General features: G+C 60.7%; 21 protein-coding genes. 7 read left to right on the top strand and 14 right to left on the bottom strand.

Annotation, left to right across the window (positions count from 1 at the left end):
- The first annotated feature begins 93 nt into the window (after positions 1 to 93).
- On the top strand, positions 94 to 1,155 hold the full coding sequence (locus WA965_RS08875; RefSeq protein WP_526294960.1) for a glycosyltransferase family 4 protein: 1,062 nt from the start codon (positions 94 to 96) through the stop codon (positions 1,153 to 1,155).
- Between the two features lie 100 nt (positions 1,156 to 1,255).
- On the opposite strand, the gene WA965_RS08870 is transcribed toward WA965_RS08875, so the two are convergent.
- From WA965_RS08870 to WA965_RS08830, 9 genes are all read right to left on the bottom strand, one after another.
- Positions 1,256 to 2,353 carry a polysaccharide pyruvyl transferase family protein gene (locus WA965_RS08870; RefSeq protein WP_526294958.1) on the bottom strand — a complete coding sequence of 366 codons (1,098 nt, stop codon included), beginning with the start codon at positions 2,351 to 2,353 and terminating at the stop codon, positions 1,256 to 1,258.
- The gene (locus WA965_RS08865) at positions 2,350 to 3,846 is read right to left on the bottom strand and encodes a lipopolysaccharide biosynthesis protein (protein ID WP_526294956.1); all 1,497 of its coding nucleotides are present in this window, start codon (positions 3,844 to 3,846) and stop codon (positions 2,350 to 2,352) included. The genes WA965_RS08870 and WA965_RS08865 overlap by 4 nt, the downstream gene beginning before the upstream one ends.
- A 59-nt stretch (positions 3,847 to 3,905) precedes the next feature.
- A complete protein-coding gene (locus WA965_RS08860; protein WP_526294954.1) occupies positions 3,906 to 5,012 on the bottom strand; it encodes a glycosyltransferase in 1,107 nt (368 codons plus the stop codon).
- The gene (locus tag WA965_RS08855) at positions 5,009 to 6,349 is read right to left on the bottom strand and encodes an O-antigen ligase family protein (RefSeq protein WP_526294952.1); all 1,341 of its coding nucleotides are present in this window, start codon (positions 6,347 to 6,349) and stop codon (positions 5,009 to 5,011) included. Before WA965_RS08855 ends, WA965_RS08860 begins: the two co-directional genes overlap by 4 nt.
- A 220-nt stretch (positions 6,350 to 6,569) precedes the next feature.
- Positions 6,570 to 7,574 (bottom strand): NAD-dependent epimerase/dehydratase family protein, encoded by a 1,005-nt coding sequence (locus tag WA965_RS08850; RefSeq protein WP_526294950.1) that lies wholly within the window; start codon positions 7,572 to 7,574, stop codon positions 6,570 to 6,572.
- A 155-nt stretch (positions 7,575 to 7,729) separates the two neighbouring features.
- Positions 7,730 to 9,226, bottom strand: coding sequence for a tyrosine-protein kinase domain-containing protein (locus WA965_RS08845; RefSeq protein WP_526295054.1), 1,497 nt, complete (start codon positions 9,224 to 9,226; stop codon positions 7,730 to 7,732).
- Positions 9,227 to 9,521: 295 nt separating this feature from the next.
- A complete protein-coding gene (locus WA965_RS08840) occupies positions 9,522 to 11,381 on the bottom strand; it encodes a DUF4012 domain-containing protein (protein WP_526294948.1) in 1,860 nt (619 codons plus the stop codon).
- 100 nt (positions 11,382 to 11,481) lie between these two features.
- Positions 11,482 to 11,907: a hypothetical protein gene (locus tag WA965_RS08835; protein WP_526294946.1), complete on the bottom strand. Its 426-nt coding sequence runs from the start codon at positions 11,905 to 11,907 to the stop codon at positions 11,482 to 11,484.
- 254 nt (positions 11,908 to 12,161) lie between these two features.
- Entirely contained in the window at positions 12,162 to 12,623 is a 462-nt protein-coding gene (locus WA965_RS08830; RefSeq protein ID WP_526294944.1) for an endonuclease/exonuclease/phosphatase family protein, read from the bottom strand.
- An 859-nt stretch (positions 12,624 to 13,482) separates the two neighbouring features.
- Here WA965_RS08830 and WA965_RS08825 point away from each other — a divergent pair.
- The 5 genes from WA965_RS08825 to WA965_RS08805 all read left to right on the top strand — a co-directional run bounded on the left by WA965_RS08825 (position 13,483) and on the right by WA965_RS08805 (position 18,684).
- Positions 13,483 to 14,763: a DUF1800 domain-containing protein gene (locus tag WA965_RS08825; RefSeq protein ID WP_526294942.1), complete on the top strand. Its 1,281-nt coding sequence runs from the start codon at positions 13,483 to 13,485 to the stop codon at positions 14,761 to 14,763.
- 9 nt (positions 14,764 to 14,772) lie between these two features.
- On the top strand, positions 14,773 to 15,981 hold the full coding sequence (locus tag WA965_RS08820) for a DUF1501 domain-containing protein (RefSeq protein WP_526294940.1): 1,209 nt from the start codon (positions 14,773 to 14,775) through the stop codon (positions 15,979 to 15,981).
- Positions 15,982 to 16,073: 92 nt separating this feature from the next.
- Positions 16,074 to 17,699: an acyl-CoA carboxylase subunit beta gene (locus tag WA965_RS08815; RefSeq protein ID WP_526294938.1), complete on the top strand. Its 1,626-nt coding sequence runs from the start codon at positions 16,074 to 16,076 to the stop codon at positions 17,697 to 17,699.
- Positions 17,700 to 17,741: 42 nt separating this feature from the next.
- The gene (locus tag WA965_RS08810; protein WP_526294936.1) at positions 17,742 to 18,020 is read left to right on the top strand and encodes an acyl-CoA carboxylase epsilon subunit; all 279 of its coding nucleotides are present in this window, start codon (positions 17,742 to 17,744) and stop codon (positions 18,018 to 18,020) included.
- Positions 18,021 to 18,048: 28 nt separating this feature from the next.
- A complete protein-coding gene (locus tag WA965_RS08805; RefSeq protein WP_526294934.1) occupies positions 18,049 to 18,684 on the top strand; it encodes a Maf family protein in 636 nt (211 codons plus the stop codon).
- A gap of 28 nt (positions 18,685 to 18,712) precedes the next feature.
- Here the strand turns inward: WA965_RS08805 and WA965_RS08800 are convergent, their stop codons facing one another.
- Both WA965_RS08800 and WA965_RS08795 read right to left on the bottom strand, forming a co-directional pair.
- Positions 18,713 to 19,078: a PASTA domain-containing protein gene (locus WA965_RS08800; protein ID WP_526294932.1), complete on the bottom strand. Its 366-nt coding sequence runs from the start codon at positions 19,076 to 19,078 to the stop codon at positions 18,713 to 18,715.
- A 145-nt stretch (positions 19,079 to 19,223) separates the two neighbouring features.
- Positions 19,224 to 19,589, bottom strand: a complete 366-nt coding sequence (locus WA965_RS08795) for a hypothetical protein (protein ID WP_526294930.1) — start codon at positions 19,587 to 19,589, stop codon at positions 19,224 to 19,226.
- Between the two features lie 327 nt (positions 19,590 to 19,916).
- On the opposite strand from WA965_RS08795, the gene WA965_RS08790 reads away from it, so the two are divergent.
- On the top strand, positions 19,917 to 21,209 hold the full coding sequence (locus WA965_RS08790) for an acyltransferase family protein (RefSeq protein ID WP_526447373.1): 1,293 nt from the start codon (positions 19,917 to 19,919) through the stop codon (positions 21,207 to 21,209).
- Here the strand turns inward: WA965_RS08790 and WA965_RS08785 are convergent.
- From WA965_RS08785 to WA965_RS08775, 3 genes are all read right to left on the bottom strand, one after another.
- Positions 21,197 to 21,757 (bottom strand): DUF3830 family protein, encoded by a 561-nt coding sequence (locus WA965_RS08785; RefSeq protein WP_526294926.1) that lies wholly within the window; start codon positions 21,755 to 21,757, stop codon positions 21,197 to 21,199. The genes WA965_RS08790 and WA965_RS08785 overlap by 13 nt on opposite strands.
- On the bottom strand, positions 21,709 to 23,118 hold the full coding sequence (locus WA965_RS08780) for an amidase (protein ID WP_526294924.1): 1,410 nt from the start codon (positions 23,116 to 23,118) through the stop codon (positions 21,709 to 21,711). Before WA965_RS08780 ends, WA965_RS08785 begins: the two co-directional genes overlap by 49 nt.
- Positions 23,118 to 23,593 (bottom strand): NAD(P)-dependent oxidoreductase (locus tag WA965_RS08775; RefSeq protein WP_526447371.1); only part of this gene is annotated, 476 nt, incomplete at its 5' end. The genes WA965_RS08775 and WA965_RS08780, both read right to left, overlap by 1 nt.

The following is a 23,593-nucleotide window of genomic DNA, read 5'->3' as shown; positions in this document are numbered from 1 at the left end:
CAGTTTGCGGCGTTCGAGGCTTTTGGCAATGATGCATCGCAAGTTTCGCACAAGTGCAGTTGCGCGCTGCGCCCGAGATCACAGGTAGGCAGCATGAGCACTAGGACCCGAGTTCTGTTTGTGACTGCTTCGACGGAACCCTGGGGGGCCGAACACTCCCTGCGTACGCTGCTTGGTTCCGCCCCGGCGAATTACTCATGCACCTTATTGGCTAGTTCCCATGAAGTGGCAGAATACTGCAGGCCTCTCGTCAATGAACTTCGTGTCGTAGACGAGCATCAAGGAATGGCGCGAAGATTAGCCAGCTTCTACAACGAAATCGCCAAGATTAGTAATCAATATGATGTCATCGTAATCTTTAGCCTCAAGCTGCTGCCGCTCGCCTGGCCGATCCGTTCTCGCTGGCGGCACATCTGTGTGATCGCTGATGTGCACGATGCGCCTATCGGCGTCGACCGATTAGTTTCTCGATTACTGCTGCGATTCGTCAACGGGAGCATCGCAATCAGCCGATTTGTGATCGAACACCTGAAACTAAAGAACGCGACAATTGTTCCTCGCCCGATTGCAGATAATGGCAGTTCCGCAGTGCGCCATGGAGCTCGGGACGACTCCCTAGAAGTTGTACTCGGAATAGTTGGAAGAATCGATCCAGAAAAAAGAATAGAAGTTGCTATCGACGCGATGCGCTTTCTACCACCACGTTTTAAGCTCAACATCTACGGTGATCCGTGCATTGCCGGCGATGAGTACGCACTCGAACTCAGTTCCCGCGCGCAATCCCCCACACAAACTCGCTTTCGCGGCCGAATGGCGCCGGAAGACATTTATGAGGAGATCGACGGCCTAATCGTGTGCAATGAACGGGAGCCTTCTGGCCGCACCGTGGGCGAAGCTATGTTGAGACAAAAGTTGGTTTTCGCACCGGACCGCGGCGGGTCGAATGAGTACTTCGATGATTCAATATCGGGATTCATTTATCGGGCGCTTGACGCTGAGAGCCTTGCCCAGGTTGTCGAGTCTGCTTTCGCCCCGGCACGAAATACAGACTTAGTGCGAAAACGAGCACGCGAAAAAGTCATCGCCGAACGTTCGCCCGGTCCGGTAGCTGAACACTACTTCCGCGTTCTTGGTCTGATCGCGAGCAGTTCATAACCCGAAGCTAGATCTAGCGAAAGGCTGGCGCGCACCACGCTACTTCAGCCACAGAACCTCGCTTTTAGCACAGGCAGCGAGTGGTCCTCTGTATAGCGAGCTAAGCGATCGAAGCGAGAAAATTGCGAGTATAGTCCGCGTTAGACAATGAAGCATTCTTGAGTGAGGCGAGTTGTGGCAACAACCTGTCGGCAGAACCATATGCATCTTCGAAAGCTTCCACGATGGTCGCTGGCTCCCAATTGGCCCTCGGAACACAAATCGATTCGCGACCTAATTGGCGGTAGAATCGGACAGTTTTTTGGTGTGTGGGAAGAGAAAGAACGGAGCGGCCAAATGCTGACGCTACGATTCCAACGTGTAACTTGCTTGTAATTATCAAATCTGCAGCGTATAGACGACCCATTAGTGAGTCGACCCCTCCGTAGTGTTCGAACCTTGAATTGGGGAATTTCTCCAGAAAGGTTTCGGCCGCCGTCTGATGCATCCTCGAAACCTCCGTACCAGCCTGATCCGAGATGCCCAGCAGATAACAATCCTTGCCCACGAGGCATTCTGTGAGACACCTGAACAACATGCGCCAGTCCTCGCCTGCGGAGGAGTCACGATCGAGCTGAAGTGCAACGATCTTGCGTCCTTGCGCCAAGTCCCGAATGCGCTCACATTCCGCGATAGCGCTCACGCTGAGCGATTCGCTTGAAAGTGCGATCGCAGCATCGGCCGACACTGCATCGACTTTCATACCGTAACGAGTAGCCCAATCCGCGCTCTCACGATCCCTAAGTACATTCAGCTGAGCTCCGGCTAGCAAACTTCTGGTCTTTCGTCGTGCAAGCAGATTAGTTATGGGCCCTAAACCAACTCCTACCACAGCGTAAGGAACACCATCACATTTCGCCTGTTCTAGTACGGGAAGGTGTCGTTTGATCAACCGATGTCCCCAGCGCCAGCGCCCAAGAAGCCGGCGGTTGGGTTCACCTAGATAACCCCCTCCAACTAATAGAACAGCCTTTGGCTCTACCTGGACATCAGCCCGGAGACGGAGCTCCCTGCAAACATAGGGCGGTGGATCCACGACTAGAGGCTCCCACCCTGCTTGACGAACCCAGTCGGCAAAGATGCGCATAAGTAGTATGTCGCCGAAGTTCTCAACTTCGAATGCGCCGTGGACACGAACATAGTTGGCATGCGTGGTCACTTGTTCATCCTCCTAAAGAAGGCTTTAAAGAGTTTCTGTCCAGATAGCTTGCTCGGAAGCTTCAAGAAAAGAAGTTGCGACAGCCACAGGCCATCAGGCCGCAAAAAGAATCGTGGGCTGAACCAAACGGCGGCTAGCGTAAGCGCAACGCACGTTATCGTTGATATAACCAGGGCGAGGGGCGAGGCGATGACATCCGACGCTGAGGCAACCATCCCAGTTCCCGCGCCGATCGCCACGAGCAAGGAAAGCGGAAGACCTGCAAAGTGACTCGCGAGCAACTGGCGCCCATCAAGCGACAGCGCGAGTTTGCAGGCGATGACCGAGGCCAGGTAGTGGAGGGCAAAGGCTACCGTTACTCCGATAGCAGTGCCGAGCAGCCCGAACTTAATACCGATGACCGCACCGACAGTAGTGCCCGCAAACAAAAACACCTGCAATCCAGCCACCAGCCACGAGCGGCCCACTGCACGGAGAAGAGCGCTACAGATGCGTTGGGCCGAGCGAATCGGAATTACGACGCCAAAGGCGATCATCAGGGAAGCCGCACCACTCCACTGCGACCCCAGCAACACATCAGCTATCGGACCAGCCGTCAGGCAGAAGAACACCGTGAGTGGCGCTAGCGCAACAAAGATCGAGCCGACAGATCTCGAATATGCGCCTCTAAGGCGGTCCAGATCCGTTTGGACGCCGGAAAAGGAAGGAAACAGCACGTCTTCGATGACGTGGCCGACCATCGTCGAGGGATAGCGGGTAATCTGTAATGCCCTTGTGTACAGGCCCACGGCGGCAGCGCTGGCATTCATAGACACAATCGCGCGATCTGCCTGGTTTGCAAGGGAATTCGCAATGCGCGCGACAGAGAAGCCTGTTCCGAAACCTAGGATGTCGCGGTAGGCGGACCATGCGATGGTCGGCCGACAGTCGAATCGAACTACTGCTATCAGTAGGAGTGTTGCGATGCCAACTTGAGTCAACTGAGCATAAACCAAGGCCCAAGCGCCGAGCCCGAGTATCGCGCCGCCAATCCCAATTACGCCGTAACCCAACACGTATGCGGCTAGCTGACGGACGGCCAGGACTCGGAATAGCAAGCGACGAGCAGCTAGTCCTTCGGAAACCGACCCCAACGCGCGGATGACAAAGGTAAAAGACAGAGCGGCAATCAGAGGCGCGCTCGCGGGATTTCCCAGAACGGCGGCAAGCCAACCCGATAGGCCATACAGGACCGCAGTCGCCACGAGCCCCATCAGCATCGAGATCCAGAAAGCCGCACGTATGTGAAACCTCGTCAGGTCCCGTCGCTGCACAAGAGCCTGGCTCGCCCCCATAGCCGCAACGCCGGCGGCAAGGTCGACAAAGATGCCGGCGACGGCGACCAATCCAAACTCAGTTGGCGAGAGTAGACGCGCAAGCACCGCGAAAATGACGATCTGCAGCAGTGCTTGGGCCAGCGCGGCCATTCCGAGCCAACCCCCGCCTCTGAGCACCGTGCCTGATAATGACCCCTCGGCTGGTATGGGCTCCGCCGGCCGTTGTTTCGGCAGGTTCACGACGCTGGCGCCGGGAAAAGCGCGTCTAAATACAAGCGCGTGCTCTTTTCGACTGTGAATTCACAGCCGCGAGCCTGCGACAGATGCGTGTCGACTGGTGCGTCCAGTGTTGCCGAGATGGCGTCCGCCATCGCGGCGAAGTCACCCACAGGCACGAGCCGTCCGTAGCGACCCTGCTCGAGGATATCTCTAGGGCCACTGGGGCAGTCGGTCGCAACAACTGATGCACCGCACGCTAAAGCCTCTATGAGCACGTTAGGCTGACCCTCGTAACGCGACGAGAGCACAAACACACTGCAGTTCGCCATGGACGAGAATGGCAGAACACTGAAACCAGGCAGAGCAATGTCCGCCGCAAAGGCCGAGGCGGCGCGCGCCCCCTCGAGCTGACCCCGTAAGGGACCGTCACCCATAATCAACAAACGGCAGGCCCGCTCGGCTCGTACCCGCTCGAACGCGCGCATCAGGGTCATAAAGTCCTTCTGATGGTCGAGTCGACCGACCCCCAGGATAATTGGGATATTGCCGTCGAACCAAGGGTGGCTGGGTGCGTCCGCCGCTGCCCGCCGAAGCGTCTGAGTTACAACGGGATTCACAGGAATGGTGGTGATCCGCCCGGCATCAATTCTCGCCACACGCGCTAGGTCCGCCGTCATCTCGTCGGCGATCGAGACGATGACGTCCGCATGGCGGTATAGGACAGGTGCCATGGCGTAGGCGAGACGCGTGGATCTATGAGGACTTTCCTTGATAGCGATCGATGGGTAGAGGCCCTCCCGAATCAGAATGCGCGAAGAAGTACGCGCCGCGAGCTTCGAAAGGATAACCGCGATATTGCAGGCGGGTTCTGTTACAAGCAGGGCAGCTGGTCTCTGCCGCCTCAGATGCCGTGCAATGGCAGGCACAGCGCTCCAAGTGCGCTTCGAAGCAAGCGTGGTTAGTTTCACGGAGGGCGACAGTTCAGCGCGAAAGGTTCCCTCTGGCTGCAAGGTCAGGACCTCGACCGCATGACCAGCCTCGGCGAAACCCGTCGCCAACCTGACCATAGCCCGTTGTGCGCCTCCGCCCTCCATTGAGCGCACGAAGAATGAAATATTCGTCATCGGGATTCCGGCGGTATGACACTGTCTTTGGCCGACACACGATCTTCCGACGCGTAGCAGGCGAAGGCGACGATCATGATCCATATGCCACTGTTCGGGCGGAAAAACAACGCCCCGGCGATACCGATGACGGCAAGAGTGAGCAGAATAGCAAACATCGTCGCTGCGTCTCTGTCGCCTCGTGTGGCCCCAAAAAATAACCTCGCGGCCATAATGAGAAGGAACGAGACCTGGGTTAGCAGGCCGATCAGGCCCACATCTAGCAAGATCTCGACATATGCATTGTGCGCATGACCAATTCCGACCATCCAACTAGAATTTCCAAGATATTCAGCAGCGTGGTCCCAGAACGCGAGATATCCATTCCCCAACCACAGATTGCTTTCGATCAGCGGCCATAGGGCGGTCCAGACAGAAGTTCGACCAGTGAGGCTTTCATCTCGCCCAAGCGCAGCTAGCGTCCAAGCAAACAGGGACTGATAATTCATCGCGACCATAAGAATCGTCACGCTCGTCGCCGTGACAATCAGCGGCCGGAGCATACGTGACCCGCTGTACAAATTCATTATCATTAGTACCGCGATGCCAAAGCCTAGAGCAGCAATTCCAGTCGCCGATCTTGTGCTGAGTAGCATCAGCAGACCACCCGCAAGTAGCGGGTATTTCCATCTTTTCATCCGCCCTTGCATTCGTGCGCCTAAGCAGACGAGCAAGAAAAGTACAGTCGCCCATGCGGCCTGGTTCTTGAAGCTAAGCAAACCCCGCCAATCACCGGCGTGCTTCCCCGAGATGTGAGTTCCGAGGGCGGGAATTCCAATCGCAAGCAGAATTGAGCCGACTACAAACAGGGCCAAATTGACAGCAAAGAATCGCAGAACGTCAGAACGGCCCACCTCAATGTAAATAAGAAGGCCCACTGCAGTTGTGCCCAGCAATGCAACTGCCCGCCGTAGGGTGAGCTCAGAATCTATAGACCAAACTGTGCTCGCGAATATCACGACGAGCGCGACGATAAGCGCGCCGTTCCGAGACAAGAGTTGAATCGACTTATGTATACGCTTGGGGCTGGCTAGAAGAACCATTGCCGTCAGCTGGAAAAATAGCGCTATGGGGAGAAATAGGACATTTAGGGGCCCTGTACCCGCACCATCGCTGCTACCAAATACGTGGGTAAGAACACCAAGAAAGAAGAGGAATGCGCAGGAACAGAAGACCTTCACCCACTTGGATGAATCGGCGCTGGCGGAGCGCGCTTTGCCTGACGGAACGGTCTTGGCACCAGAAACCGTGCTCATTTGACCACTGAATCCTGCTGTACCATCAGGTCGCACCCCCATCTTGAACACCTTGAGTGTCTCCGCTAAACGGAGTTTATAGGTTCATGCCCTCGCTGTCGCGATTCGCCGATTGAGCATTATAACTACCGTCCAACAAACGACCTCCCCGTCGCGGTTGGCGTCATTCTGACTTGCTGGCCAGCGAGAAAATTTTGATTACGTACTCGCAATAGATGAGCAGCAAAACCCTGAATAGGGTGGTCTAAACGTCCGCTCGAGCTCATCTCGTCTGCCGATACTCTTGGTACCAATCCACAAAGGCTCCAACACCAAATTCAATTGGAGTTGACGGCTCGTAGTCTGTAAGCGCCTTGAGTAAAGCAGCGTCCGCATAAGTTTCGCGGACATCCCCCTTCTGCATTGGCAGAAGTACTTTGTCAGCCTCACGTTCAAGACAGGTTTCAATCGTTCTGATGAACTCCAATAGCCCTACCGGTTGGCCGCCAGCGATATTAACCGCCCGCCAAGGTGCGACCGAGGACAACGAATCGACTACTCCGACGGCATCGATCGGTTTGCCCTCTTCTGGCGCACAAGGGATTAAGCCATATATACCTTGGACGATATCGTCGATGTAAGTGAAGTCACGGCGCATGTTCCCTTCGCCGTATACCTCAATTGGCCGCCCTTCCAGGATCCGCTCAACAAACTTAAACAACGCCATGTCCGGCCTTCCCCATGGGCCATACACAGTGAAGAAACGGAAGCAAGTCGTCGGCACCTTGAATAAGTGCGAGTAAGAGTGGCTCATCGCCTCTCCAGATTTTTTGGTCGCAGCGTACAGCGAAACCGGGAAGTCGGTACGGTCCGACTCATTGAATGGCATCTTTTGGTTGCCACCATAGACGGATGAAGTCGAAGCGATCAGCAGATGACGGGGTGCAATCTCTTTAGCTACTTCGAGCAAATTGTACGTGCCGACGAGGTTGGAATCGACATACGCTTTAGGATTCTCCAGGCTGTACCGAACACCAGCTTGAGCTGCCAAATGGACAATCGCGTCTGGCGCGAAGCCAGCCGCAGCGTCATTCAGCGCGTCCATATCCTCGAGCATTGCCTCAATAAACGTATAATTCTGGAAAACCTCGAGAATTTCTATTCGCCGGCGCTTCAACTCAACATCGTAATAAGGCGTGACGCCGTCGTAGCCCATCACTTCGTGATCGTCGCAAAGAAGCTTTCGCGACAGATGGAAACCAATGAATCCGGCGCTACCAGTTACCATTATGCGCATTGAGCGTTACCAATCGCTGCGAATTGAACGTCTACGGCGTCGGTGCTCAAGCCGCGCAGATTCTAGGTTCCGAAGGGCGACTACTGTGCCGGAACGGAAAGGCTCCGCCTCAGTATTTTGGCGTGGCCAAAGTTGATCAACATCACTCAAGGTTCGCGCCTTCGCCTTCTGCCGACATTGGGTTGTACGGCGCTCGCACTTTCCTCCGCAGCATCCGGTCTGGGAGGCACTGGAGCTTCCGCGACCGTCTCCGGCGACTTTTCTCGGGGTGGAGTTCGCTGAGGGTTGTCCGGACCGTAATACGTATAGTTATAACTGTATGTGGACCGTCCGCGAGTCGGCATCATAGTGAACACCGCGCCGAGTAGAGGTGCTCCAACGCTTCCGAGACTCCCTACCGCGTGAGTCAGTTGCTCTCGCTTAGTCTGACCATATCGAGTCATAATTAGCACCGCGTCCGCGCCAGCCGCCAAGATCGCGGCATCGGTTACCGCTAGAAGAGGCGTTGAATCCACTATCACGTAATCGAACTGTGCACGTAACTCGCCTAGCAACTTCCTGGCCGCCTGTGAGCCGAGCAGTTCACTCGGATTAGGGGGAATGGCTCCAGAAGTGAGAACTGTTAATCCTGGGAAACGGGTCTTTTGCAACGCATCTTCGAGGGATGCCCTGCCGCTGAGAACAGTGCTAAACCCAACCGACCCGACCAAGTCGAGGTACTTGGCCAAGGTGGGCCGGCGCATATCGCCATCAACCAGTACGACACTATGCTCGCCTTCCGCCAGCGCAAGCGCGACATTAATCGCGGTGGTCGATTTACCCTCGCTCGGCATCGAGCTCGTCAATACTATCGCGCGTGGTGGATTGTCGACCGCAAGGAACTGCAGGTTCGTTCGAAGTTTGCGGAATGCTTCAGCAATGGCCGAATTGTCATTGTCGAAGGAGATAGCCGGCTGGCTACGACGCTCTTTATCAAGGGGAATGCTACCGACTAGACTTACATTTGTTATTTGTTCTAAGCTCTCTCGGCTCTTGACTGTGTTATCCAGCGCGTCGCGCAGGGTTGCAATCCCAATTCCCAGGACCAGTCCAAGTCCAAGTCCGCCGGCAATGTTGCGGGCAGTTTTTGGCACCACAGGTTCGTCTGGGATCGAGGCCCGCTGCTCCACGACCACGCGAGCATCAGGGTTAGCATTTGTCTCGGGTGGCGTCTCTAGTTCGCGCACCATGACGACAAATTCATCGGACAACGTATTGGCTATATCACGTGCACGTATAGGTGATCCGTCTAGGACGTGAACGTCGATCAGCACAGTATCGGGTTTAACGGTCGCCTTAACGTTCGCCTGTAAGTCACGCGCACTGACATCAAGTCCAAGTTTGTCCACCGTACGTTGCGCCAAGGTTTCACCCATAAGTAGCTGGGCGTACGACACGACACGTTCTTGAGAGAGTCGATTACCCTGGTAGATGTCCGAAAGCGATGACCCAGATGCGGTCGACACAAAAAGCCTTGTCGACGCTTGGTAAAGCGGCGAAGTAAACAGCGATAGGGCGACGGCACCCAGGACCCCCAGCACCGTCATCACCACAACGGTGATCCACCTGCCACGCAGCAGCACAACAAAATCTTGGAGATTCAACTCCACTCCTCCACCGCTGATTGCTCGCCTACCGGGGCTCCCCCAGCGAATACGTGCACTTCACAAGTAGGGTGGTCGCGCTTTGGTCGCTGAATTGCAGGGATCCGTCCACCGTTGGCGACGCCGCTCACTGATGATCCCTTCGTCGTCTCGAGAGGTCGTACGGACTTGACTGTCGTTCTGTTGGACTCGAACAAGACGGCTCGACTACCACCGCCAGTGCCCTTGACATATTCCGGCCGCCCACGACAGACAACTGAAGCCCGAATACCCATCGGCACGCTATGCTCACCGCTCACCCCGCGCACTCTGGCACCAGTACCTTGGGGACTACGGTTTCCACCAACGGCTGGCTGGGAGCCCGCGGCTTACCTGGCACAGTTGGCTCAGACATCTGGAAACTCACATCGGCGGATTGACCGGGCGGAATGATGACCTGCGCCTCGAAGACAGGATGTCCGAGTTCCGTGTTTACGATCGCCGGCACCCGCTCACCGTTGAGGATCACACTCGATAACTCTGCACCTTTGGTCGCGAACAGACGCACCGACGTAATGTTCGTGCCTTTCGGCACCTCAATCAGTAGCTCGGGAGCAAGGCCTACAGCACCAGCTACATAATCCGGCAGCGGCTCATTGGGCACAGTATTGGCGAGTTTCACATTGACTGTGGAGGAGCGCGTTTCGCCGTTGCAGGCATCTGCAGCGTATTCGATCTCGGTCCTCAGGTAGTAATCGAGCTTGTTCCCGCCGAGATTGTTGATGACCACCGCAGCGTACGGAGCCTCATCGCCGGGAAGCACATGGGCCAATGAAGTCTGCTCGAGCAGTTCCTGCTCTTCAGGCACCGCGCTCCACACCGCGATGCGCCGTTCGCTGACAGCTTTGCCCAAGGCGTCCATCAATTGCCGAGGTGACCGCACCGACCCCGTCATCTTGGTGACGACAGCATTCGCGATGTCTTGCAGGTACTGCTTCCGCGCCACCTGGTCGGTGGGGAAACGGCTGTAGGCAGTGGATTCGGTCAGTTCGACGACATTGTCCCTCGAAACAACCTCGCCGTCCGGCATCGTCACTGGCCCGACGGCTCCGAGTATGTAGCTCAAAGCCACTGGGTCGATGACGATCACGCCATCCACGTCCACGCCCGTCTGCTCAGCGAACATGCCCTTCCATATCTGAGCGGCATAGGGAAAGTGCGGACTCAAGTTGCTATTGCGGAAGTCCGTGAATGGTTGGGCGTACCCGTACTGTTGATCGAATTCAAGGCCGAGGTCGACGGCCGTCAACGCCTCAGCAAGGTCGGTATTCGGAGCCAGGGTGTCGACGGTGGGCACGCCGTTGTCGAATCGCAGGATCCCATATCCGCCGAGGAGTCCTCCGGTTCCACGCGCTTCGGCGTTGGTCTGGAATCCCATGAAGTAGGTGCGCGGCCCGTCTGCGCCCATCATCGACGGCACCAAACGCGCAGCCAAAGCAGCATTCTCGATGACAGACGTGATACCGGAAATCTGGCTCTGCAGTTCGGTACGCGCATCACTCATCAGCGACACGTACCGCGGATCCGAGATTGCAGCGGCATCGCCGTTGAGACGTGTCGCGTTGGTGGACAATTCACGCAGTTGAGGTTCTTGGCTACGGAGTAGGTCGACGTCCACCCGACCGTCTTGGTACAGCCGTTCCGGGGAAATCGCCACGCCGACATCGGCCGCAGGCCTGAGAACATCGGCGGCCAGGCCGAGGACGACATCGGTGACCTGCTGGCCGGTTTTGAACGGACTACCCAGCCACGGCACTCCGGCAATGATGTTCCATGGCAGGGAGTGAGTGGCGTCGCGGGCCGCCTGCGCCCGCAGAAGCGCATCGTCGGCTGACGTGGACGCGGCTTCGGTGTCTCCCTCTAGCAGTGCCTCTTTGGCGTCTTGGGCACTATCGCGGGCCTGCTCGAGATTCGACTTCGCTTGGAAGGCGCCGACTGCTGCCCAGGATCCCAACCCGAGCACGACGAGAACCAGTAGCGCAGTTCCCCAAAGGAATTCGCGGCGCCGGACGAGCTCTGGAAGCCGTCGCCGGCCTTCGTCGTAACCCGGGTCAGCGTCATCGCCGTCCTCGCCATTGGAATTCTGATCAGATTGGCGTCGCGGAAAAAATCGCACTCAGAGTTCCCTGTGAATAGTTGAAGCCTGCACGTCGCTGGCACGACGCGCAGGCTTCAGCTCTATAGATGATGATTCTCTGGCCGGCGCCCGAGGCTCGCTAGCAGGCGCCCCGCGTCACCGTTCCGTACGGTCCGGCGGAGATTCCCTGACCATCCCTGCAGACGCTGAAGTTGAGCTGCCCGAACGCCGCTCGTTGCGCCTGTAGTTGAGCGATTCGCGTCTGCCAACCCGTAGCGAAGAACGAATCAGGGTGCCGCGCCAGCGCCGCCTCGTAGCGGGCGATCGTGGTATCGGTCCAGAAGGTGGCGCTTCGTGTAAAGGTGGCGGCAAGCTGCACCGAGGTGACCTGGAAGAACCAGATGAAATCTCCCGGCGCCTGCGGGAGATCGCCGGCGATCTGCACGGGGGCAGCCGGAACCTCTACTGCCGGAGCGGCATTCGCGGCGGCGGGTGCAAATGCAGCGGCGGCCCCAACCGCGAGAGCGGCCGCACCCACCTGGAATTTGGTCGTGATGGCAGTCATTTAGGTCCCCCCGAAATGTATTTAGTTTCCCCTGATGTTGCTGGAAGCTTCTCAGACTCCCCGCACCCTGTCAACCGGAACGGCCGTGTTCGCGGAACTTTCTCCGCAAAATCGGAAAAACGCATGACCAGCAGGTCTCCAACTGCAGCTACGGTCCCCGAGGCGCCGGCAGGAACGCCCACGTACCCCCCGGAACACCATTCGGAAAGGGTGATGCGATTTGTTTGCTGGCGAGGATTCTGCGAACCATTTGCTCAGGATGAAGGCTTTCCCAGCGGCATATGAATGGTGGCTAAAAGTGCACGGTGATCGGTGGCAGGCAGAGGGATCGTCTGCAAGGAGGACAGGGAGGTGTTTCGCGTCAGCACATGATCGAAGGTGTAGAACGGCGGCATCCATGGATACGACGGGTAGGTCGGCCCTAGCCCGGAGCCCGTCTCCTTGACTGCATCTCGGTACCCGTCTGTCAGCAGTTTTCGATATTGGCGCATGTCCGGCGCCCTGTTGAAATCTCCCGCGACGATGACAGCTCCATCCCCCGCCTCTGTCGCGAGACCTTCCATCCGGTCTTTCGGGGCAGTGATGCCTGCCAGCCACCCCTCGAAGGCCCTACCGTAGAAGGTCAGCGAGTTCATGACGTGCAAGCTGGCCATGATCGGATCGACCTGAACGTCGGCGATGGCGACCCTGGCAGCCACCATGCTTCCGCCCTTCAATGGCGCAATCAACTTGACCGGGGGGCGACTCCAAAGGCCATATCCCCCGGGCGCCGGGTAGCGGCATCAACACAGAGTATGGAAAATCGCTGCGCATGCCCGCGGCGTAGAACCCCCGAACCCAGTCGAGTGTCAGCTCTGACACGGTGATGACGTCAGCACTGGTTCGCGCCAGGTTGTGAAGGACGCCATATCGGCGCGCCCTTCAAGGAGGTTCGCCGACAACACGCGCAATTCGACGTGCTCGTCACCCGTCGGCTGCGGTTGTCCCGCGTAATACCAACGCACTTGGACCCCGAGGGTGGCCGCACCACAACGGCTGCGATCACTGACATCACGACGCGGCGGCTCAACACCGACAGCAACAGACCGACCGCGGCCAGAACCGCTGCGTAGGGCGCGCTCACCGCCACAAGCAGCGCGACGTTATTGGTCAGCGGAAACGCGCGGGCGAGGAGGATGACGGCCGCGTACGTGAGAGCCAATACCGCTGAGGCTGTGCGGCGACAGGTTTGCGACGCGCGAGGATTGGCACACAAAAATCGGTGCGCCTTCCCTTCAACGCACTCCAGAGCAGGCAGACAAGCGAGTCTAACCGCCGTACTGTCAGCCAGCGATGTCATCGTGATTGCTCGGCCCCAGAGATCGCCGCAGCCCGCATACCGGTTCGTCCGGTGATCATTCGCATCTAACCGGTCCGTCGCCAATCAGCAATTGCACGAATGCGCGATGCCACGGCTTGTCGGCTATGTTGATAGCAGCCGAATCGTCGCGCAGGGCACGGAGGGGAAGGGCCGCCTGGCGCTTGGGGGGAGTTAGATTGTCGACCCAATCGACACAGTGGATCACAGCAGCACGAGTGCTGCGACGCAGCGGGTTTGGCGTTCGAGGATCCGAAGTCGATTCCCTGTTGGAATACGGCGGCCCTGCCGACTACGTCGACAGCCTTCTGAATTACGACTCAACCGATGACCAAGGTGCCAAAGCCACGCCAGTCCCAACGTTCGAAACGATCGAGGCGCCCGAGAAGGGCGCAGGCGATGCTGAAGTCCGCAAGTACCGCGAGCAACTCGCTGATCAGATGCAGGAACTTTCACGCTGGTGGATCCGGCGGATGATCGCTACCGAGCAACCTGTAGCTGAGAAGCTCACTCTGCTGTGGCACAACCACTTCGCCACCTCCGCATCCAAAGTCAAGATCGCGTCTCTCATGGCGAAACAGAACGAAACATTGCGCGCGCGAAGCCTGCGCGACTTCACATCGTTGGCCTACGCAATGCTGACCGACCCAGCAATGCTTGTCTGGCTAGACGGGCGCGGAAGTAAAGTCGGTTCACCCAATGAGAACCTTGCCCGTGAGTTCATGGAAATCTTCGCGCTCGGCCATGGCAACGGCTATTCGGAAAGTGACGTTCGAGAAGGAGCACGTGCACTTACCGGCTGGGTGATTCGCGATAATCGCAAGGCCCAGGTTGTAGCCAAAGCCCATGACGACGGCCCCAAGTCGATTCTAGGATCTGACGGAGAGTTCGACGCCGCGGACTTCTGCAACATCGTTCTTGCTCAATCCCAGTCAGCGGCATTCGTGTCAAACCGGTTGTGGCAGCAGCTAGCATCCGACAGTCCCGCCCCAGCTGAAGTGCTGCAGAGACTGACAACCGCCTACGGACGCAAGCGCAACCTTCGCGCCTTGACCGCGTCCGTCCTCACTGATCCTGACTTTCTGGAGCGCACGGCGACAGTCGTCGTCGGCCCAGTGGAATGGGCGGTGGGTATTGCCAGGGCATTGAACACGTCACACGGAGATACGAAAAAAGTCGACGAAATAGTTAATACGTTGATCCGATTGGGACAGCGTCCTTTTTATCCGCCGGATGTCGGCGGATGGCCACATGGACGAGCCTGGCTCTCAACTTCTGCTGCCAGCATTCGTCTCCACGCAGCTGGCAAGATGGCCCGGGATGGCGATCTCAGCACGGTAACGGAAACAGCGGTAGGGGACCGGATTGATGCCATCGGTTACATGATCGGAGTCGGCGCGTGGTCCGACCGAACCGTGAAGGTCTTGACACCCTTACGAAAAAGCCCTCACCTGCTCGTAGCGGCGGCTGTCAACTCGCCCGAATACCTCACATCGTAGGAAGACACTGTGCCCGCTATATCTCGTCGCAATCTTCTCGCTGGATTCGTCGGCGTCGGCGCCCTTGGCGCGATGGCCTCGAGCCCGATCCTTAATTGGGACGACGTCCTACTTGCCGCCGATGACCGACCACTGCAAGCACAGGAATCGATCCTCGTACTTATCACGCTCTACGGAGGTAATGACGGTCTCAACACCCTTATCCCTTTGGGGGACGACGCCTACCACAATGCGCGACCTGAACTCGCCTACGATTTAGACGAGGTACTGAAGCTCGACGGACAATACGGCTTGAATCCAGGCTTGAGCGGTACAGCCGAGATCTTCGGCGACGGTAGGTTGGCGATCGTCCGCGGCGTCGGCTATCCAAAGCCGGACCGTAGTCACTTCCGTTCGATGGATATCTGGCAGACCGCATCGCTGGATAGCTCGGTCACTACCGGATGGGTGGGCCGGTGGCTGGACGCCACCGGCAGAGACCCGTTGGACGCGTTGCATATGGGACCCACACTTCCTCCACTTGCCCTAGGCGAAAGCTGCAGCGCAGGAGTCTTTTTGAGCGGAAACAGGTCCTCAAAGACCTCGACCGAACTGATGGACGCCCTCTCGAAGAGTCACGCAGACGACAGCCCCGCAATGGCTACGGTTTGCGATTCGTATCGCGCGGCCGCGCGAATCAACCAAAAGCTGGCTCCGCTATTTCATGAAGATGGTTCCGCCACAGTCGAACTCGACCCCAAAAGCTTGGCATCACAGCTCGACGTCGTCTCGGCCTGTATAGCCGCAGATGTCCCCACCCGGGTCTACAGCGTTGGCCTCGGCGGCTTCGACACTCACTCCGATGAGCGCGGGACTCAGGAGAAGCTACTGAAGACGCTCGACACGGCACTCGCCGGATTCATGAAAAAAATTTCCGGCGACAAACGCGCCAAAGACGTCATCGTGATGGCCTACTCCGAATTCGGCCGACGCGTGGCTGCAAATGCTTCCGATGGCACAGACCACGGCACTGCCGGGCCGGTATTCATCATCGGCGACCGTGTCCGTGGTGGCTTCTACGGCGACGATCCGAGCCTCACCGATCTCGTGGATGATGACCTCAAGGTCACCACCGACTTCCGCGACGTCTACCACGAAATCCTGACCCGGGGGTTGGGCACTGACCCCGAACCCGTCATCGGTAAGGGCCGGAAAGAAATCGGCTTCTTGAAGGCCTGACGTGCGATGCCACCGAAGCCATCCCGACTTTCTAAGGGACTCGTAAGGGCCAATCGCGACGTCCGAACTCTGCGCCGATACCATCAGTTCCCATGACCAGCGTGACTGAGCCTGCCGCCGAGCACGAGATCGACATCCACACCACCGCCGGGAAGCTGGCCGATCTGCGCAAGCGCGCCGAAGAGGCCCTGCACCCGGTCGGCGAGACCGCCGTGGAGAAGGTGCACGCCAAGGGCAAGCTGACCGCCCGCGAACGCATCCTGGCCCTGCTCGACGAGGACTCGTTCGTAGAACTCGACGCACTCGCCAAGCACCGCTCCACCAACTTCGGCCTGGACAAAAACCGCCCCACCGGCGACGGTGTGGTCACCGGCTACGGCACCATCGACGGCCGCGACGTGTGCATCTTCAGCCAGGACGCCACCGTGTTCGGCGGATCCCTCGGCGAGGTGTACGGCGAGAAGATCGTCAAGGTCCAGGAACTGGCGCTGAAGACCGGCCGCCCGCTGATCGGCATCAACGACGGCGCCGGCGCGCGCATCCAGGAGGGCGTCGTCTCCCTGGGCCTTTACAGCCGGATCTTCCGCAACAACATCCTGGCCTCCGGCGTCATCCCGCAGATCTCGCTGATCATGGGTGCGGCGGCCGGTGGGCACGTCTACTCACCCGCGCTGACCGACTTCGTCATCATGGTCGACCAGAGCAGCCAGATGTTCATCACCGGACCCGATGTCATCAAGACCGTCACCGGCGAGGACGTCACCATGGAGGAACTCGGCGGCGCGCACACCCACATGGCCAAGTCGGGCACCGTGCACTACGTCGCCTCCGGCGAGCAGGATGCCCTGGACTACGTCCGCGACCTGCTGGGCTACCTGCCCCCCAACAGCTACGCCGAGCCGCCGCGCTACCCGGCGCCGGCCCCCGGCCCGATCGAAGAGGGCATCACCGACGAGGACCTCGAACTCGACACGCTGATCCCTGATTCACCGAACCAGCCCTACGACATGCACGAGGTCATCACCCGCATCCTCGACGACGACGAGTTCCTCGAGGTGCAGGCGGGGTACGCCGGCAACATCATCGTCGGATTCGGCCGCGTCGACGGCCGCCCGGTCGGCATCGTGGCCAACCAACCCACCCAGTTCGCCGGCTGCCTGGACATCAACGCCTCGGAGAAGGCCGCACGCTTCGTGCGCACCTGCGACTGCTTCAACATCCCGATCGTCATGCTGGTCGACGTGCCGGGCTTCCTGCCGGGCACCGAGCAGGAGTTCAACGGCATCATCCGTCGCGGCGCCAAACTGCTCTACGCCTACGGCGAGGCCACCGTCGCCAAAATCACCGTCATCACCCGCAAGGCCTACGGCGGCGCGTACTGCGTGATGGGGTCCAAGGACATGGGATGCGACGTCAACGTCGCCTGGCCGACCGCTCAGATCGCCGTAATGGGCGCCTCCGGCGCGGTGGGCTTTGTCTACCGCGGCCAACTCAAGGAGGCGGCCAAGAACGGTGACGACGTCGACGCGCTGCGCCTGGAGCTGCAACAGACCTACGAGGACACCCTGGTGAACCCGTACATCGCCGCCGAGCGCGGTTACGTCGACGCGGTCATCCCGCCGTCGCAGACCCGCGGCTATATCGGCACCGCGCTGCGGCTGCTGGAGCGCAAGGTCGTCCAGACCCCGCCGAAGAAGCACGGCAACATCCCGCTGTAAGTCCCCGCCCGGATCTGCCTGACAGACAAGGACGTCCACACCATGGACCACACCGCCGACATCGTCGAGGTCTCCGACCCGCGGGACATGACGATCGACGACCCGCCCGCTCCGGATCCGCACTTCCACGTCGTCAAGGGTGCTCCCACGACAGAGGAGATCGCGGCGCTGGTGACCGTACTGGCCGGTGTCGGCGGTGGCGCCGGCGAACCAGGGCCGCAGGAGCTCAACCTGTGGGGCCATCCGGTGGACAAGCTGCGCTACAACACCTCCAGTTGGCAGCGGGTGACCTTGCTGGAGCGGACGCATATGAGGCGATGAGCGCTCGCTCGATGAGCGGACGGCAGCGATGACCCGGGTTGTCCTGGGTTCGGCGTCGTCGGGCCGGCTGCGGGTGCTGCGCCAGGCCGGCATCGATCCACTGGTCATCGTCTCCCACGTCGACGAGGATGCCCTGCTCGCGTCATTCGAGCCGGAGACACCTCCCGAGGCGGTGGTGGCCAAGCTCGCCAATGCCAAAGCGCTCAGCGTCGCCGCGCAACTTCCGGAGGATGTCGCCGCAGACTGCGTGGTCATCGGCTGCGATTCGATGCTGTATCGGGACGGCGAGTTGTACGGCAAGCCGGGATCCGCAGTAGCCGCGCGCCTGCAATGGCAGTCGATGGCCGGCACCACCGGCCACCTGCTGACCGGCCACGCGCTGCTGCGCATCTCGGCGGGGGTCATCACCCACACTGCAGGCGATACCGGCAGCACCACAGTGCATTTCGGTGAACCCACCGAGGAGGAGCTGACCGGCTATGTGGACAGCGGTGAACCCGTCGACGTGGCAGGCGCATTCACATTAGACGGCCTGGGCGGATGGTTCATAGACAAGATCGACGGCGACCCGTCGAATGTCATCGGGTTGAGTCTGCCGGCGATGCAGCGCCTGCTGCGCAGCGCCGGCCTGTCCGTCGTGGATCTGTGGCAGGCCAATAGCTGACGAGTCGCCGTTCGCCCGCCCTAGAACGTTACGAGCAGGTGCGCTGGTTGAAGCGCTTCACGTAGAGGATGACTCTCATCGTCTTCTGCGAGATCGTCCGTCCGGCGGACGGCGACTGCGAGCACACCGCCCAGTTCGACTGGTTGATCACCTCTTGGCCGTTCTTCAGATCGATCATTCGCAGATCGATCTCGGCGTCGCCGGTCACGTCACGAACCGCCTTGACCGCCTGACTCAGCACTAGGTTTCGCACATTCGGCATCACCCAGACCTCGGTCGGAGCCTGCGGTGCGACGACGACCGGGGCCGCCATCGCAGGGGCTGCGAAGCCCACGGTCGGGGCGAACATCGCACACGAAATCGCCATCGCGCCGAACACTTGCTTACGCACCATCTGCCCCCTCGTATCTGTCCCAACCCCCTAGGGACAGTATCCGAATGAACAGCAGAAGTCGGTCACAAAACGGTCTCGTCGGGTTTGCTCGACTAGATGCCGATCTTGACCCGCGCAAACCCGGCCGCGCGTGAAGCGGCGGCGGCTACGCGCAGCTCGAGTCGTGGGGTCGATGCACCGCGAGGACCACCTTCAACGTCTCCCGCGAGATCTTGGCGCCCTCTTTCGGCGACTGCCCGCAGACGACCCAGTCCTCCTGGTTGATCACCGGTTGATCACCCTTCGCGACGGTTCCGATGTGGAGGGCCACCGGCGCTGTGACGTCCGAAACGGTGATGATGGCGTGCTTGAGCACCATTCCGTCGACGTCGGGCATCACCCACGTCATGTCGTCGGATCCGGTGGTGTGAATCTTGCCGTCTCTGGCAGCTACCGCAGGCCCAGCGGCCCCGATGGTCCCGGCGGTCAGAGCGCAGGTGGCCACCACTGCCGCGATGATGCTGTTCTTCATGGTCAATTCCTTTGAGGTCAGTGAACCCAAAACCATTGCGGCAGTGTCTGATTCCCTCGTTGGACTCAGCGACGTGCGGCTTGTCGGAAAAACGCTCCAGCTCTTGGCTGGTCAGGGGTAACGATAAGGCGCAAATCCGCTCGCCGACGAAATCCCAAGCAGATCAACAGAAACGCCGCAGGAACCTGGCAGCCGACGCGACCCACACCCCTGAGCACCGGCGCCCAGCGCAGTGATCCGAGTCACACAACTATTGCCACGATGCGCGCTGGGGTACTTTTGGCGAAGATCTGACGCACGTCAATATTCAGCCGGGGGGCTCCAGTCATGACCACTGCGCTCGACAGATATCGAGAAACATCAGAACGCCGCCGCAGGAGAGCGGAACGAGCAAACATTCGTTTGGACATTCAAGGTTTGCGAGCCGTGGCCGTCCTCGCGGTGCTCGCCTACCACCTGTGGGGCGTGCCGCGAGGTGGCTTCGTTGGCATCGACGTCTTCTTCGTCATCTCCGGGTTCCTCGTCACCGACAGCCTGCTGCGCCACACCGAGCAGACCGGCCACGTCGACTTCCGGGACTTCTACTGGAACCGCGTCCGCCGGATCGTGCCGGCGGCCACCATCGTGCTGATCCTGACCTGGGCCGTGTCGGTGTACGTGCTCCCGCCCCCGGGAGCACGCGAGGTCGGCGTCGACGCGTTGTTCGCGTTCTTCTTCGTCGCGAACTGGCACTTTGCTGCCGGGGATACGAGTTACCTTACGGCGGCCGAAGCGGTTTCGCCCGTCCAGCACTACTGGGCACTGGCGGTCGAGGAGCAGTTCTACCTCGTCTGGCCCGCACTGATCCTTGTCGCCACCGTTGTTGCTGTCCGGAAGTCGTGGTCCAGCGGTCGCTGGATGTTGCTCACCGGCGCCATCATGGGCCTGGTTGTCGCCGCATCCCTGGGGTGGGCGCTCCACCAGAGCGCGACGTCACCGTCCTGGGCGTTTTTCAGCACCCTCACCCGGGTGTGGGAGTTGGGCGTCGGCGCGATGCTGGCCACCGCGGTGGGCGTGCTCGCCAAGATGCCGGACATTCTTCGGCCCGTGCTGTCGTGGGCGGGACTGGGCCTCGTCGGCGCCGGCATGGTCCTCATCGACGGCACCGCCGGCTTCCCGGCGCCGTGGGCGCTGCTGCCGGTGGCCGGCGCGGCGATGGTGATCGCGGGCGGCGTCGGCACCAAACCGAAATTCCAGGGCCTGCTCCGCAACCGCGTCAGCACCTATCTGGGCGACCTGGCGTATTCGCTGTACCTGATGCACTGGCCGGTGATCATCTTCCTCACCGCGCTGATGGCGACCAGCGTGAACTTCTACGTCTGTGTGCTGGCGCTGACGTTCGGGCTGGCGATCGCGTCGTACCACTTCGTCGAGAACCCGCTGCGGTTCGCCAGTCGCGAAGCGATCCGCGACGCCCGACATGCCATGCGCCACGGCCTGTTCGAAACTGAGCGGGCCACCAAGGTCGCGGTGGTGGCGTCGCTGGCGCTGCTGGCGGTCGCGCTGATCAGCTACGCCATGCGACCCGACGCGTTCGAGCCTCCCGCGCCCGCCGACGCCGCCGTCGTTCAGGCGCGCTGAAAGCTCAGCGTCTCCCCGCGCACGCCGCCCATCCACAGGTCCTGGCACGCCGCGGCCATCTCGTCGAGACCGTCGATGATCTCGCCGAACACATTGCCGGGGATCCAGCCCTGGTCACCGTTGATCAGCAGATTGTTGCGCCCGTAGAACAGCGCCAGGTCGACGATCCCGCCGGTGGTCCCGGTGCCGGTCGTGTTCTCGTACCCGTAGGCCGGGTTGCCCAGGTCGTCGGAGTCGAACGAAAACCAGCACAGGTCACCGGGAATCGGGGTGACCGTGGTGTTCTCCTTGCCCGGATCGGCCCCCGAGAACGCCGGCAGCAGCGTGTAGATCTCGTTGCGGGCGTACTTGCCATGAAAAACCTGTGAAGAAAGCGCGCCCCCGTCGGACATTGCATCCCACACCGCCGCACACGTGCGGGGCGCCTGCTCGTCGAGAAGCCGGGCCGTGCACGACACGCCGCGCTTGTCCAGCGAGACGGTGATCAATCTGCCCTCGGTCACTTCAGATCCTCCTGCGCGATGAGTGTTGGTGTGCGACGGTGCCATTCGGTGGCTTGCTGGTATGCCTGACCGACCCGCAGCACCAGCGCATCGGCGTGCCGGGCGCCGACGATCTGCAGGCCGACCGGTAGGCCCGCGGCGGTGAACCCGCACGGCACGCTCAGCGCGGGCTGCTGGGTCATGTTGAACGGGTAGGTATAGGGCGTCCAACTCGTCCAGTTCGGCGACGCCGACCCGTCCGGCACGTCCCGGCCCACCGGGAACGCGGGCAGCGGCAGCGTCGGCGTGAGCAGCACGTCGTAGCTCTGATGGAACCGACCCATCAACTGTCCCAACTGCATTCGCACCGCCGTCGCATCGAGGTAGTCCGACGCCGACAGCGTCTCCCCGATCTGCGCGGTGCGCAGCAGCCCGGGATCGGCCCGGCCCGCCAAGCCCGCGAGATCGCCGTAGCCCTCCAGCACCTTGGCCTCCCCCGAGAACCACAGCACATGGAACGCCTCCACCGGGTCGCCGAACCCCGGATCGACCTCCTCGACCATCGCGCCCGCGTCGGCCAGCACCGCCACCGCGGCGCGCACCGCGGCGTCGATCTCCGGGTCATTGCGGCCGAAGCCCAGATTCGGCGAGTAGCCGACCCGCAAGCCCGCCACCCCGCCGTCGAGTCCGTCGAGGAACGACCCCGTCGGCGTCGGCAGCGCCGACCAGTCGCGGGCGTCGAACCCGGTGATCACATCCATCAGGGCCGCGGTGTCGCGCACCGTGCGCGTCATCGGACCCGAATGCGCGAGCGTCCCGAACGGACTGGCGGGAAAGTGCGGGATCAGCCCGAACGTCGGCTTCAGCGCGACCGTCCCGGTGAACGCCGCCGGAATGCGCACGGAGCCACCACCATCGGTGCCCACCGACCACGGCCCCATCCCCAGTCCGACCGCCGCCGCGCTGCCGCCGCTGGACCCGCCTGCGGTCACCGCCGGATTCCACGGGTTGCCGGTGGCGCCGAAGCGCAGCGAGTCGGTGACGCCCTTCCACGCGTACTCCGGTGACGTCGTCTTGCCGAGGATCACCGCGCCGGTCTCCCGCAACCGCGCGACACACGGCGAGTCCTCGTCCCACGGGCCCGCCGGGTCGATCAGGGCGCTGCCCCGCAGCGTCGGCCACCCCCGCGTCAGGAACACGTCCTTGATCGACGTCGGCACCCCGTCGCCCGGCCCGAGCGGCTCCCCGGCGTGCCACCGGGCCTCCGAGGCTTTCGCCTCCGCGAGCGCACCCTCGGCATCCACCAACACGAAGGCGTTGACCGCCGGGTTTCCGGCGTCGATCGCGTCCAGCGCGGCGCGCGTCGCCTCGACCGGGGAGATCGTCCGATCCCGGTATCCCGCAACGAGTTCGGTGGCCTCGAACATCACGCGGTCCCGCCGGGGACATAACCCAGCTTCTTGTCGACGACGTTGTGCAGTGGTTCGCCGGCCAGCCAGCGGCGGGCGTTGGCGACGAACTGGCCGGCCAGCTCGTCGCGCCAGCCGATCACGTCGGCCGACATGTGCGCGGTGATCGTCGTGTTCGGGGCGTCCCACAGCTGATGCTCGGCCGGCAGCGGTTCAGTGTCGAAGACGTCGAGCGTCGCTCCCCCGATCCGTCCCTGCGTCAACGCCGTCAGCAGTGCCGCCTCGTCGACCATCGGGCCGCGGGCGATGTTGATCAGATGTGCGTCGGGTTTCATCGCGTCCAACACTGCCTGGTCCACCAGGCCGCGGGTCGCGGGGGTCAGCGGCGCGGCCAGGATCAGGTGATCGCACCACCCGGCGTGCGCGGCCAACTCGCCGCTGTCGACGACCTCGCCGAAGTCGGGATCGTCGGCCACCGGTCGGCGGCCCGCGC

The organism is Mycobacterium sp., assembly GCF_049683935.1.
GTDB lineage: Bacteria > Actinomycetota > Actinomycetes > Mycobacteriales > Mycobacteriaceae > Mycobacterium.
The sequence above is the reverse complement of the archived record's forward strand: the minus strand, read 5'-3'. Positions and strand labels throughout refer to the sequence as shown.

Excerpts from the sequence above, each read along its gene's own strand:
- WA965_RS08875 (WP_526294960.1), top strand. The coding sequence starts at position 94 with ATGAGCACTAGGACCCGAGTTCTGTTTGTGACTGCTTCGACGGAACCC.
- WA965_RS08860 (WP_526294954.1), bottom strand. The coding sequence starts at position 5,012 with ATGACGAATATTTCATTCTTCGTGCGCTCAATGGAGGGCGGAGGCGCA.
- WA965_RS08855 (WP_526294952.1), bottom strand. The coding sequence starts at position 6,349 with ATGGGGGTGCGACCTGATGGTACAGCAGGATTCAGTGGTCAAATGAGC.
- WA965_RS08850 (WP_526294950.1), bottom strand. The coding sequence starts at position 7,574 with ATGGTAACTGGTAGCGCCGGATTCATTGGTTTCCATCTGTCGCGAAAG.
- WA965_RS08835 (WP_526294946.1), bottom strand. The coding sequence starts at position 11,907 with ATGACTGCCATCACGACCAAATTCCAGGTGGGTGCGGCCGCTCTCGCG.
- WA965_RS08815 (WP_526294938.1), top strand. The coding sequence starts at position 16,074 with ATGACCAGCGTGACTGAGCCTGCCGCCGAGCACGAGATCGACATCCAC.
- WA965_RS08810 (WP_526294936.1), top strand. The coding sequence starts at position 17,742 with ATGGACCACACCGCCGACATCGTCGAGGTCTCCGACCCGCGGGACATG.
- WA965_RS08805 (WP_526294934.1), top strand. The coding sequence starts at position 18,049 with ATGACCCGGGTTGTCCTGGGTTCGGCGTCGTCGGGCCGGCTGCGGGTG.
- WA965_RS08800 (WP_526294932.1), bottom strand. The coding sequence starts at position 19,078 with ATGGTGCGTAAGCAAGTGTTCGGCGCGATGGCGATTTCGTGTGCGATG.
- WA965_RS08795 (WP_526294930.1), bottom strand. The coding sequence starts at position 19,589 with ATGAAGAACAGCATCATCGCGGCAGTGGTGGCCACCTGCGCTCTGACC.
- WA965_RS08790 (WP_526447373.1), top strand. The coding sequence starts at position 19,917 with ATGACCACTGCGCTCGACAGATATCGAGAAACATCAGAACGCCGCCGC.
- WA965_RS08785 (WP_526294926.1), bottom strand. The coding sequence starts at position 21,757 with ATGGCACCGTCGCACACCAACACTCATCGCGCAGGAGGATCTGAAGTG.
- WA965_RS08780 (WP_526294924.1), bottom strand. The coding sequence starts at position 23,118 with ATGTTCGAGGCCACCGAACTCGTTGCGGGATACCGGGATCGGACGATC.